Raw genomic sequence first — 12,126 nt, 5'->3', positions numbered from 1 at the left:
GTCGACACTAAACCTTTATTTTTAAGCTCGTTACGCATGCGAAACGAGCGCTATACGACAGACAAAGTTCCCATCAGCCGGAAACGCAGTCCGTCTGACTATGCCGTTCGATTTGAGTCGCGAGACAATCGTCTGCGCGTCGGAGGGACAGTTATGAAGATCGCAGCGAGTCGGGCAAGAGCCACGGCTGTCAGATTTTTGAAATAATCCGGTTGACTCGCATTTGCCCACGGTTTCGCGTCAGAAAACTTATAAACCAATGAAATATAACGATAATAATCGTTACACTTCCGTGAACTTTATGCGAATCGTGGCAAGTCCTACGTTTGTCAGCGAGCGTCAAAAACGCGGTTCGCAATACGTTCTTTCCCGTACGCCTAAATATGTAAAACCGCGCAGACGACAAAAAGCCCGCCGAACCTGCGTCCGGCGGGCGATGTGTCCTTAACCAGCTTCGCGTGTCAGGCCAGCGCGGAAAGGCGCTTGGTCAGACGCGAGAATTTGCGGCTCGCAGTATTCTTGTGCAGCACGCCCTTGGCAACGCCGCGCATCAGCTCGGGCTGGACCTGCGCCATCGCAGCGGTTGCAGCAGCCTTGTCGCCCGCTTCCAATGCGCTCTCGGCCTTCTTGACGAAGGTACGAATGCGACCGGTGCGGTTACCGTTCACGATGGTCCGCGCGGCGTTACGACGGATGCGCTTTTTCGCCTGTGGCGTGTTCGCCATGAAGCCCTCTGATTCTGTAAATAAGAAAGGGCGGGAGTAACCTCCCGGCCCCGGAAGCCGTGCGCCTTAGCGAGAAGCGCTCCGAGGGTCAACTGTTGCGGTGCCTATCGCTGACATTTCGGGCACCAAAATGTCGACCGGCCGCCCTCGGCATAGCGTGCAACGGTCCCGCCACAGGCGCAGGGCTGCCCTTCCCGGCCATAGACCGCGAATTGCTTGGAGAAATAGCCGAGTTCGCCGTCAGGCCGGACATAATCGCGCAAGCTCGACCCACCCGCCTCGATCGCGGCGAGCAGCACGCTGCGAATCGCCGGCACGAGTCGGTCGAGTTTGGCCCGAGAAACCTTGCCCGCCGGCCGTTTGGGCGAAATGCCCGCCAGGAACAGCGCTTCGCAGACATAGATATTGCCGAGACCGGCGACGATTCGCTGATCAAGCAGCATGAGCTTGATCGACGCGATTCGTCCCGCCAGCGCGGTGTGCAAATAGGTCGCCGTCAAACCCGGCCCGAGCGGCTCGGGCCCGAGCGCCTTGAAGGCCGGAAAATCGGCAAGCGATTCGGTCGATACCAGATCGACCGAGCCGAAGCGGCGCGCATCGTTGAGCGCGAGGCGGCGCGTTGGCGTTTCGAGAATGAGATGGTCGTGCGTTAGGACTTCCGCCGGATCAACGCGCCAGCGGCCCGACATGCCGAGGTGAAAGATCATCGTATCGCCGCGATCGGTGGCGATCAGCCCGTACTTAGCTCGACGGGTTAGGCCAATGACGATCGCGCCGGTCAGACGCTGGCCAAGATCGACCGGGAACGGCCGCCGCAAATCGGCGCGGCGCAACTGAACGCGCGTGATCCGCTGGCCCTCCAGCACCGGGGTCAGCCCGCGCACGGTGGTTTCGACTTCGGGTAGTTCAGGCATCCCCCGCCATCGCGCGATCGCGGCGAAGCCGCAACACCTTCCCTTATCTTCGCGGCCTTCCCTCCTTCTTCGCGGCCTTCGCGTGAACCAACCTTCTTTTTCACGCGAAGACCGCAAAGAAGGCAGGAAGGACGCGAAGCAGAAGAATGATACCGCTTACGCAGAAGTGAGATTCTTATGCAGCCGTCACGCGATGGTTTGCGTGGGCGCGCGGCTCGGCTAGAGCCGGGGGATGACCGACCCAATGATCGCCCCCCTCCCCGGCAACGCCGCCGACACCGTCTCCTTCGGCTATGAGGACATTCCCGCCACCGACAAGACCGCCCGCGTCGGCGGGGTCTTCTCCAGCGTGGCGCGCAGCTATGACATCATGAACGACGCGATGTCGGGCGGGATGCACCGGCTTTGGAAGGACCGCTTCGTGCGCCGCGTAAAACCGCGCGCCGGGGAGCAGATCCTCGATATGGCCGGCGGCACCGGCGACATCGCGTTCCGCCTTGCCGAATCGGGCGCGAGCATCACGGTCGCCGACATCAACCCGCAAATGCTCGAAGTCGGGATGGACCGCGCCGCCAAGCGCGGCATCGACGGGCTGGTCTGGTCCGAGGCCAATGCCGAGGTGTTGCAGTTCCCCGACCGCTTCTTCGACGCCTATACGATCGCCTTCGGCATCCGCAACGTGACCGACATCCCCAAGGCGCTGCGCGAGGCGAACCGCGTGCTGCGGCGCGGCGGGCGTTTCTACTGCCTCGAATTTTCGACGACCGTGTGGCCGGGCTTCGCCGATGTGTACGACGCCTATTCGCACAAGGTGGTGCCAAAGCTCGGCAAGCTGCTGGCCAAGGATGAAGACAGCTATCGCTACCTCATCGAATCGATCCGCCGCTTTCCCGATATGCCGACCTTCGAAGGCATGATCCGCGATGCCGGGTTCGTGCAGACCAATGTCGAGCCGATGCTCGGCGGGCTGGTCGCGATTCACTCCGGGTGGAAGATTTGATGGGGCGTAGGAAATGACCGCCCCCGCAACTCACGTCTGGCGCCTGCTCAAATGGGGCCGCATCCTCGCGCGGCACGGGGCGCTTCGCGGAATCGAACGTGACCCCAACACGCCCACCCCGGTGCGCCGCCTCGCCCGGATCGCGCGGATCGGCGCGCGCGTACCCGCCGTGCCGCGCTATGCCGATGCGTTGCAGGCGATCGGTCCCGCCGCGATCAAACTCGGCCAGACGTTAGCCACGCGGCCCGATATTGTCGGCGAGGCGGCGGCGGCGGACTTGATGCGGCTCCAGGATACCCTGCCCCCCGTCCCATACGAGACGATCCACGCGGCGATGACGCGCGCGTTCGGGCGCGATCCCGCCGATCTGTTCAGCGCAATCGATCCCGTGCCGGTCGGTGCCGCCTCGATCGCGCAAGTCCATCGCGGCGTCACGACCGATGGCCGCACCGTGGCGATCAAGGTCCTGCGCCCCGGCGTCGAAGAGGATTTTGCGCGCGCGATCGACACCTATCAATGGGCCGCGGCGCAAGTCGAGGCGTATGGCGGCGAGATCGCCCGGTTGCGCCCGCGTCTCGTGATCGAGACGTTCAAGCGCTGGACCGCGCGCGAACTCGATTTGCGGCGTGAGGCGGCATCTGCGTCCGAGCTCGCCGATGCGATGACCGCCGAACCCGATTTTCTGGTACCGCAAATCGATTGGCAGCGCACCGCCGGCAAGGTGCTGACGCTCGAATGGATCGACGGGATAAAGCTGTCGAACCGCGAGGCGCTGATCGCGGCCGGCTATGACATGCAGAAGCTCGCCGACACGCTGGTCCACGCTTTCCTGCGCCAGGCGATTGCCGAGGGGTTTTTCCATGCTGACATGCACCAAGGCAATCTGTTCGCGCTGCCCGGCAACAAGATCGCCGCGATCGATTTCGGCATCATGGGCCGGATCGACCGGCGTGCGCGGGTGTGGCTGGCGGAGATCCTCTACGGGCTGATCACCGGCAATTATAAGCGCGTCGCCGAAATCCATTTCGAGGCGGGCTATGTCCCGCCACATCACAGCGTCGACGAATTCGCGACGGCGCTGCGCGCGGTCGGCGAGCCGATGCGCGGCATGTCGGTCAAGGACATGTCGATCGGCATGATGCTCGACGGGCTGTTCAACATCACGCGCGATTTCGACATGCAGACCCAGCCGCATCTGCTGCTGCTGCAAAAGACGATGGTGATGGTCGAGGGCGTGGCGACCAGCCTCGATCCCGAGATCAATCTGTGGGACGCCGCCGCCCCGTTCGTGCGCGAATGGATCCGCACCGAGCTTGGCCCCGAAGCGGCAGTGGCGGACCGGCTGGTCGAGGATTTCCGTACGCTGGCACGCCTGCCCGAGCTGATCCGCAACATCGAGCGGCGCTTCCCCAATCCGCCGGGCGCACCGCCCGAACCACCCTTGCGCGAGATCGAAGTGGTGAGGATCGGCGGCGGCTGGCGCTATGTCGCGGTGTCGCTGGTCAGCATCGCCGCGAGTTTGGGCATCGGGTGGATGCTGTGGGGGTGACCTCCCCACATCCGTCACCCCGGCCCCGTGCCGGGGTCCACTGCGCAGCAAGCAATATCGCTCGAAGGTCGAAGGCATTTCGAGCGGCTTGGTGGACCCCGGCACAAGGCCGGGGTGACGTATGTTGGGTGGGGTGGCGCCTATGACCCACGCCACTCTCTGGCTCGCCACCCCCTCGCGTTACGCTGGCTTGAAACCGCAGGCCGCACGGATCGCGCTCGCGCTGCTCGCTTTACTCCTCGCCGCCACCTTTCTCGCACTCGCCAGCCCCGGTCCCCCGCCCGTCAGCCGCGATCCCGCCCAGCGCGCGCAGGATCAGGCCGATGTCATGCTCTACGAATCGATCGTGCAGGACATGCGCGGTGGACAGGATTATTACTCCGCCGCCGCGCAGGAATTGCGCAGCGGCGATTATCCGATGCGCCCGTTCGTCACCTTCCGCTTGCCGACGCTGGCGGTGGTGCAGGCGCTGCTGCCGCGCGACGTGACGATTGGTCTGCTGTACGCGCTGACGATCGGCGTCCTGTTCGCCTGGTATCGGCAGCTGAAACCAGCGCTTGCCCGCACCCCGCCGCGATTGATTGCGATGGCCTTGCTGTGCGGCGGCATGATCGCGTTCGTGCAAGGCGAACTGGCGAGCTTCCACGAGATCTGGGCAGGCCTGTTGATCGCGCTGTCGCTGGCGGTGCGGCGCGAGGACAAATGGATCGAGGCGGTCGCGATCGGGCTGATCGCGATGCTGATCCGCGAGACCGCCGCGCTCTATGTCGGCGTGATGGCGGTGCTGGCGTTCGCCGAAGGCAACCGCAAGGAGGCACTCGGCTGGGCAGCGACGGTGGCGGTCCTCGCGATCGTGGTCGCACTCCACGCTCATGCGGTCGGGCAAGTCGTGCGGCCCACCGACCCGGCGTCGCCGGGCTGGGCCGGGCTGCTCGGCTTCGGCTTCTTCGTGAAGACGATGCAGCTTTCGACCGCGCTTGTCCTTGCCCCCTTGTGGCTCGCCGCCCCGCTCATCGGCCTTGCGCTATTCGGCTGGTCGGCCTGGAACAGCGCGTTGGCACTGCGCGCACTGGCGATCTTCGCGGTCTATGCCGCGCTGCTCGGGCTGTTCGGGCGGACCGACACCTTCTATTGGGGCTTGATGATCGCGCCCACGCTCCTCATCGGCTTAGCCTTTGCGCCGGATGGCCTGCGCGACCTGATCGCGGCTGCGCGCACGCCGCGTCGGAAAATCACGATCACGCGGATGACCAGATGAAAATCCTTCTGATCGTCGGCGGCGGCATCGCGGCCTTTAAAGCGTGCGAGTTGATCCGCCTGTGCCGCAAGGCCGGGATCGAAGTGACCTGCGTCCTGACTGCGGGCGGCGGGCATTTCATCACGGCGATGACGCTGGCCGCCTTGTCCGAAAATCAGGTCTACACCTCGCTATGGGATTTGAAGGATGAGGCCGAGATGGGCCATATCCAGCTCAGCCGCGCGGCCGATCTGGTCGTCGTCGTCCCCGCCACCGCCGATTTGCTGGCCAAGATGGCAGCGGGCATCGCCGACGATCTCGCGACAACCTTGCTGCTCGCAACCGACAAGCCCGTCCTCGCCGCCCCGGCGATGAACATCCGCATGTGGCAACACCCCGCCACCCGCCGCAACGTGGCAACGCTGCGCGGTGACGGCGTGACGGTGCTGGAACCCGACGAAGGCGCGATGGCGTGCGGTGAGTTCGGCCCCGGGCGCTTACCCGAACCGGTCGCAATCCTCGCCACGATCGAGGCGGCGCTGGCCTGATGTCCGCCGCTGCCGGGTTGGACGGCACCCACATCCTCGTCACCGCCGGGCCGACGCATGAGCCGATCGATCCGGTGCGCTATCTCGCCAACCGCTCGTCGGGAAAGCAGGGCTTTGCGATTGCCGCCGCGCTGGCGCGACGTGGCGCGCGGGTGACGTTGATTGCGGGGCCGGTGACGCTCGATACGCCAGTCGGAGTGACGCGGATCGATGTCGAGACGGCATTGCAGATGCAGGCCGCAGTGGAGTCCGCCCTCCCCGCCGACGCGGCCATTCTCGTGGCAGCGGTCGCCGATTGGCGCGTCGAAGGTGCGGGCCAGAAGATCAAGAAGGGCGCGGGTGGGCCACCAACGCTGCGGCTCGTCGAGAATCCCGATATCCTCGCCGGGCTGGCAGCAAGCCCGCATCGCCCGCGACTATTGGTCGGCTTCGCCGCCGAAACCGAACGGGTCATCGAACATGCCACGGCCAAACGCGTGCGCAAGACTGTCGACTGGATCGTCGCCAATGACGTGTCGGGTGACGTCATGGGCGGCACGGCGAACACCGTCCACATCGTCTCCGCGGACGGCGTCGAAAGCTGGGAGCGGATGCCGAAAGAAGCCGTCGCCGAGCGCTTGGTGGACCGGATCGCCCAAGCGCTCGGCTGAGCCCTACAGCCCGAGTTTCTGCTTCAATTCATCGATCTGGATCGACGCTTCGGCTTTGCTCAAATCGGCACTGGGTGGGTCGATCTTGGCCTGCTCGCACAGCGTGGTCAGATACGACGCTTGCGCGCCCGTCATCGGGTCGTCGCCCGAGACCCAATTCTCGGGGTCCTTCTCCGCATTGGACGCGGGATGCTCGTCCAGCGGGGGATTGTGTAGCGAATCGTTCACGGGGCACCTCATCGATGTTTTCTATATGTTCCAAACTTTCCAAACTCCCGCTGGTTCCCGGCACCTTGCGGTTGGCCACGCCAAAGAAGAGTTTGCTTTCGCGCTTCGCCCCGGCTCGGCTAAGCTCTTTTGCATGACCGCACCGATCACGATCGCGCTGAAGCGCCTGCCCCATGGCGAAGGCCTGCCCCCCCCCGCTTATGCCACCACGGGTGCCGCCGGAATGGACGTGGTCTCGGCCGAGGCCACGACGCTCGCCCCGGGTGCCCGCGCCGCGATCGCTACTGGCTTTGCGATCGCGATTCCGACGGGCTATGAAGTGCAGGTTCGCCCGCGTTCGGGCCTTGCGCTCAAGTACGGCGTGACGTGCCTTAACACGCCCGGCACGATCGACAGCGACTATCGCGGCGAGGTGAAGGTGATCCTGATCAATCTCGGTACGGAGCCGTTTGAGATCGCACGCGGCGATCGGATCGCCCAACTCGTTCCGGCCCCGGTTCAACGCGCAGTGCTGGACGTGGTGGAATCGCTCGACGATACGCCCCGTGGAACCGGGGGTTTCGGATCGACGGGACGATGATCGCCATTTTGCTTCTTCAGGCAGCGGAGCCTTCCGCCGTGCCGACCGACTGGTCCGCCCTCGCGCCAATGCCCTATGTTAGCGAACCGCACATGACGCCGCAATTGAACGCTTTCGTCGGCGGCGAAGTGGCGGCCGGGCGCTGCGTCGTACCAAAACCGGCCGATCGCCATTATGTCGTGAAGGTCGATGTTGCGACGCTGATCGATGCATCGGGAGTGATCCGCAAAACCGTGCCGCACGCCATCAGCTGCCCAACGGTCGAACAATATGCCGCCGGGCTGGTCGCTGGCTTCGCGCGCGGCAACCTGATGCCAAGGCCCAGCACGGGCAACACCTGGTACCGCGCGACCATCGTGTTCGACTGGCGCGGATGAACCTGTCCGACGCTGCACTGAGCGATGCGGAACTCGATCGCTACGCCCGACATATCGTCCTGCGCGAAGTCGGTGGGGTAGGTCAGGCGAAACTGAAGGCGGCGACCGTCACCATTGTCGGCGCGGGCGGCATCGGCTCGCCCGCGATCCAATATCTCGCCGCGGCGGGCGTTGGGCGGCTGATCCTGATCGACGACGATACGGTCGATCTGTCGAACTTGCAGCGCCAGACCTTGTTCGCCGACGTCGACGTCGGCGCGCGGAAAGTGGCGTCAGCCGGACTGGCGGCGGCGCGAATCAACCCGCATGTCGCGTTGGAATTGCGGGCCGAACGCCTGACCACGGAGAATGCCGCCGATCTGATCGCTGGCGCAGATGTCGTCCTCGACGGAACCGACAGCTTCGCGACCCGGCTCGCGGTGGCCGACGCGGCGCACGCGGCGCGCATCCCGCTTGTATCTTCTGCGGTCGGGCAGTTCGAAGGGCAACTCGGCGTCTTCCGCGGCTGGGAAGCCGACAAGCCGTGCTATCGCTGCTTCGTCGGCAATGCCGCCGATGCCGCAGGCGACAGTTGCGCCGATCTCGGCGTGCTCGGCGCGATGACCGGGGTGATGGGTAGCCTCGCCGCGCTGGAAGCGATGCGCGTAATCATCGGCTTCGGTGACGACAGCGCAGGCAAGCTGCTATTGGTCGACGCGCTAGCGTTCCGATTCCGCACCATCGCGCTGCCGAAGGACCCGGGGTGCAAGGGGTGCGGTTAGCGCGGCCTTAACCCGGACGCGATAGGGCAAACTCATGAAAACCGCGCGCATCCTCGTCATTTTCGGCACCCGTCCGGAGGCGATCAAGCTCTTTCCCGTGGTCGCCGCATTGAAGGCCATGCCCGGCCTCGACGTGCGCACCTGCGTCACGGCGCAACATCGCGGGCTGCTCGATCAAGTGCTGAGCATCGCCGGCCTCACGCCCGATATCGATCTCGATCTGATGGAGCCGGGCCAGTCGCTCGACCGCCTCACCGCGCGGCTGCTCACGGGTCTTGGCGACGTGATGGATGCCGAACGGCCCGACCGCGTGATCGTACAAGGCGATACCGCAACTGCGATGGTCGGGGCGCTCGCGGCGTATTACCGCAAGGTGCCGGTCAGCCATGTCGAGGCGGGTCTTCGCTCGGGTGATATCTATCAACCCTGGCCCGAGGAAGTGAACCGCCGCATCGTCGCGCCGATCGCCGACCAGCATTTCGCGCCGACCGAGACGGCGGCTGAGGCGCTGCGCCGCGAAAATATCGATCCCGCCACGATCCACGTCACCGGCAACACCGTGATCGACGCGCTGCACGCGACGCGCGCGAAGCTCGCGGCCGATCCGACCCTGGCAGCGGGGCTGGACGAGATCGCGGCGCGCTTTGCGGGCAAACGAATCGTGCTCGTCACCACGCATCGGCGCGAGAATTTCGGTGGCGGCATGGACAATATCGCCCATGCGCTCGGCCGGATCGCCGCGCGCGACGATGTCGCGATCCTGTTTCCGATGCACCCCAACCCCAATGTCGTGGCCGCGATGGAGCGCGTGCTCGGCGACCGGCCCAATATCGCACGGATCGATCCGCTCGATTACCCACACTTCATCCGCGCGCTGGAACTGTGCCACATTGCGCTCACCGATTCAGGCGGGGTGCAGGAGGAGGCACCTGCCCTCGCCAAGCCCGTTCTGGTGATGCGCGAGACGACCGAGCGGCCGGAAGGGGTGGTCGCGGGGACGGCGAAGCTGATCGGCACCGATCCCGACCGGATCGTCGCCGAGGTCACTCATTTGCTCGACGATGATGCCGCCTACGCCGCGATGGCACGCGCGCACAATCCGTTCGGCGACGGGCATGCGAGTGCGCGGATTGCCAGGATCGTGGCGGGCGGCTGAGCGGCGGCGTCGCTATTTGCTCAGGAGGACCAAGCCCGGCACATGCGCGACCAACGTCGCTTGCCGCGCCAATTCCCACACCGCGCGGCGCGTGCCGGCAAAGACGATATCGTCGACATCGTGAAAGGCGATCATGCCGCCCGGACGGAGCAGTTTGAACCACGAACCGCCGTCGAACCGCACGTTCACATAATCGTGGACCGCGTCGATGAAGATGAAGCTGATCGGCGTGCCCGCGAGATCCGCCAGGCCCGCACCCGAAGGCTTGCGGAGATGGGTGATGTTCGCGACACTCGCATTGCGCGCCTGGAATTTCGCAAGATCGACATCGCTGCCGCCATAACCGATATAGGGATCGATCGCGTAAACCTGCTGATCGGGCGCCACTTCGGCCATGCGGCGCGTGGTAACGCCGCGATAAGCGCCGATCTCGACAATGGCACCCGGCAAGCGCTGCTGAACGGCGGCGAGATGCTTCGACAAGACGTCCATTTGCCGCTGATTGACGTCGGTATCGTCGATTTCGCTTTCAACGACCTGGTTCAGCGCGCCCTCGTCGGTGAGGGGCAACGCATAGCGATCGAAGCGGCTTGTCGCGACGCGGTCGCTGAGGCGCGCAAAGGCGGTAAAGGCGACCCGTCGCGGATCGACTTTGGAATGCCGTTTGATGGCGAAGGGATCGATCATTCATCAGCTCCGTGGGTAAGCAGGCGCCTCTATTATCCGTGAGCTTCCGCGATTGCCAGCTTTACGCTGCGTTGCACCACGCAATGCGCGACGTTAACGGACGTCCAGCCGGGTGGTCCGAGCGCCGGTAGCAGCTCAGATCTTTTCAATGGACACGGCGTCACACAGTATGTTGGCCGCAATCCACGCGATTGCGCGACCCATTCCGCGCCCTTGCCAATCACGATTTTCTCGGTGTTCTGCGACCCCAAGGCAAAGCGCACTTCCGTTTCCGGAATTTTCACTCTCTGCTGACACAGTGAATCCTGAACGCGGTGCTCCAGCTCCGGGGCGCGGCGACAAGGGAATGGCTCGGCGATGGTTTCGGATTCTAACCTCAAGGTCGTCGTCGTCGGCCTCGGCTATATCGGGCTGCCGACCGCCGCCATCATCGCGCGGACGGGCGCACAAGTGCTCGGCATCGACGTGTCCGAACATGTCGTCGAGACGGTCAACTCGGGCAAGGTGCATATCGAGGAGGTCGATCTCGACGGGCTCGTCTCGGGCGTGGTCGCGCGCGGAAATTTGCGGGCCGCGACGTTGATCGAGCCAGCCGACGTCTTCGTCATCGCAGTCCCCACCCCCTTCGCCGACGATCATGCGCCCAACATCGGCTATGTCCTGCGCGCCGCGACGACGATCGCGGCCGTGCTGAAGGCAGGTGACGTGGTCATCCTCGAATCGACCTCGCCGGTCGGCACGACCGAGAAGGTGCGCGATCTCCTCGCGCAACTTCGTCCCGATTTGAAAATCCCCGGCAAGACCACAGAAAGCCCAGACGTCGCCATCGCCTATTGCCCCGAGCGCGTGCTGCCTGGCCGCATCCTGGTCGAGCTGATCGACAATGATCGCGTGATCGGCGGGATCACGCCACGCTGCGCGCGCAAAGCGCTGCAATTTTACCGCCGCTTCGTGCGCGGCGCGTGCGTCACGACGACCAGCCGCGCGGCCGAAATGACCAAGCTCACCGAAAACGCTTTCCGCGACGTCAACATCGCCTTCGCCAACGAGCTCAGCCGTGTCGCCGATACGATGGAGGTCGATGTGTGGGAGGTGATCCGCCTCGCCAACCGCCACCCGCGCGTGAATATCCTGTCGCCCGGCCCCGGCGTCGGCGGGCATTGCATCGCCGTCGACCCGTGGTTCCTGGTTCATGCCGACCGCGCCAACACGCCGCTGATCCGCACCGCGCGCGAAGTGAATGACGCCAAGATCGACTATGTCGTGGAACGCGCCGAAGCGATGGTCGCAGCGCATCCGGGCCTGCGCGTCGCTTGCCTCGGCCTCGCGTTCAAGGCGAACATCGACGATTTCCGCGAAAGCCCCGCGCTGAAGGTTGCGGCTGCGCTGGCGGCACGGTTCGGTGACCGCCTCGACGTGGTCGAACCCTATACCGACATGTTGCCCGCCGCGTTCGATGGCACCGGCGCAAAACTCAGCGACATCGATACCGCGATCGAGACGTGCGGCATCATGATCGTGCTGGTCGATCACGACGTCTTCAGATCGGTGCCGGTTGACGAGCGTGCCGATAAGATCGTGTACGACACGCGCGGTATTTGGCCCGATCAGCCGCGCGCGTCTGCGAAACCGGAGCCGTTGCGTCTGGTCGGGTGACACGCGATACGATCACCCGACCGGTGGGGCGGCATTGCATAATCTGGTCGGATCCGAG

12 protein-coding genes and 1 pseudogene are annotated in these 12,126 nt (G+C 64.7%); 9 read left to right on the top strand and 4 right to left on the bottom strand.

All coding sequences use genetic code 11. The features are described 5' to 3' along the window. Positions 1–461: 461 nt before the first annotated feature. Together rpsT and mutM are read right to left on the bottom strand one after the other, a co-directional pair. Positions 462–725 (bottom strand): 30S ribosomal protein S20, encoded by a 264-nt coding sequence (rpsT, locus tag HMP06_RS17795; RefSeq protein ID WP_176498296.1) that lies wholly within the window; start codon positions 723–725, stop codon positions 462–464. Positions 726–829: 104 nt separating this feature from the next. Then, positions 830–1,639, bottom strand: coding sequence for a bifunctional DNA-formamidopyrimidine glycosylase/DNA-(apurinic or apyrimidinic site) lyase (gene mutM / locus HMP06_RS17790; protein ID WP_176498295.1), 810 nt, complete (start codon positions 1,637–1,639; stop codon positions 830–832). A gap of 232 nt (positions 1,640–1,871) precedes the next feature. Between mutM and HMP06_RS17785 the strand changes: the two genes are divergently transcribed. The 4 genes and pseudogenes from HMP06_RS17785 (at position 1,872) to coaBC (ending at position 6,623) form a co-directional block, all read left to right on the top strand. Further along, positions 1,872–2,639, top strand: coding sequence for a class I SAM-dependent methyltransferase (locus HMP06_RS17785; protein ID WP_232089776.1), 768 nt, complete (start codon positions 1,872–1,874; stop codon positions 2,637–2,639). A 13-nt stretch (positions 2,640–2,652) separates the two neighbouring features. Beyond that, positions 2,653–4,188: a 2-polyprenylphenol 6-hydroxylase gene (ubiB, locus tag HMP06_RS17780; RefSeq protein ID WP_176498294.1), complete on the top strand. Its 1,536-nt coding sequence runs from the start codon at positions 2,653–2,655 to the stop codon at positions 4,186–4,188. A 142-nt stretch (positions 4,189–4,330) separates the two neighbouring features. Then, entirely contained in the window at positions 4,331–5,446 is a 1,116-nt protein-coding gene (locus HMP06_RS17775) for a hypothetical protein (protein WP_176498293.1), read from the top strand. Then, positions 5,443–6,623: pseudogene (gene coaBC / locus HMP06_RS17770) on the top strand (bifunctional phosphopantothenoylcysteine decarboxylase/phosphopantothenate--cysteine ligase CoaBC). The gene HMP06_RS17775 and the pseudogene coaBC overlap by 4 nt, the downstream one beginning before the upstream one ends. A gap of 3 nt (positions 6,624–6,626) precedes the next feature. Here coaBC and HMP06_RS17765 read toward each other — a convergent pair. Next, on the bottom strand, positions 6,627–6,851 hold the full coding sequence (locus HMP06_RS17765) for a DUF3072 domain-containing protein (RefSeq protein WP_176498292.1): 225 nt from the start codon (positions 6,849–6,851) through the stop codon (positions 6,627–6,629). 133 nt (positions 6,852–6,984) lie between these two features. Here HMP06_RS17765 and dut point away from each other — a divergent pair, with 133 nt between their 5' ends. The 4 genes from dut to wecB are packed head-to-tail and all read left to right on the top strand — an operon-like array spanning position 6,985 to position 9,725. Then, the gene (gene dut / locus HMP06_RS17760; RefSeq protein ID WP_176498291.1) at positions 6,985–7,431 is read left to right on the top strand and encodes a dUTP diphosphatase; all 447 of its coding nucleotides are present in this window, start codon (positions 6,985–6,987) and stop codon (positions 7,429–7,431) included. Beyond that, entirely contained in the window at positions 7,428–7,808 is a 381-nt protein-coding gene (locus HMP06_RS17755) for a hypothetical protein (RefSeq protein ID WP_176498290.1), read from the top strand. Before dut ends, HMP06_RS17755 begins: the two co-directional genes overlap by 4 nt. After that, entirely contained in the window at positions 7,805–8,569 is a 765-nt protein-coding gene (locus tag HMP06_RS17750; protein WP_176498289.1) for a HesA/MoeB/ThiF family protein, read from the top strand. The genes HMP06_RS17755 and HMP06_RS17750 overlap by 4 nt, the downstream gene beginning before the upstream one ends. Before the next feature lie 34 nt (positions 8,570–8,603). Next, on the top strand, positions 8,604–9,725 hold the full coding sequence (gene wecB, locus HMP06_RS17745) for a non-hydrolyzing UDP-N-acetylglucosamine 2-epimerase (protein WP_176498288.1): 1,122 nt from the start codon (positions 8,604–8,606) through the stop codon (positions 9,723–9,725). A gap of 12 nt (positions 9,726–9,737) precedes the next feature. On the opposite strand, the gene HMP06_RS17740 is transcribed toward wecB, so the two are convergent. After that, complete coding sequence (locus HMP06_RS17740) at positions 9,738–10,412, bottom strand: class I SAM-dependent methyltransferase (RefSeq protein ID WP_176498287.1); 675 nt, start codon at positions 10,410–10,412, stop codon at positions 9,738–9,740. A 357-nt stretch (positions 10,413–10,769) separates the two neighbouring features. On the opposite strand from HMP06_RS17740, the gene wecC reads away from it, so the two are divergent. After that, positions 10,770–12,068, top strand: a complete 1,299-nt coding sequence (wecC, locus tag HMP06_RS17735) for a UDP-N-acetyl-D-mannosamine dehydrogenase (RefSeq protein ID WP_176498286.1) — start codon at positions 10,770–10,772, stop codon at positions 12,066–12,068. Positions 12,069–12,126: the final 58 nt, after the last annotated feature.

Origin of the sequence: Sphingomonas sp. HMP6, from assembly GCF_013374095.1 — a bacterium.
GTDB lineage: Bacteria > Pseudomonadota > Alphaproteobacteria > Sphingomonadales > Sphingomonadaceae > Sphingomonas.
This window is presented reverse-complemented; position numbering and strand designations above follow the sequence as displayed.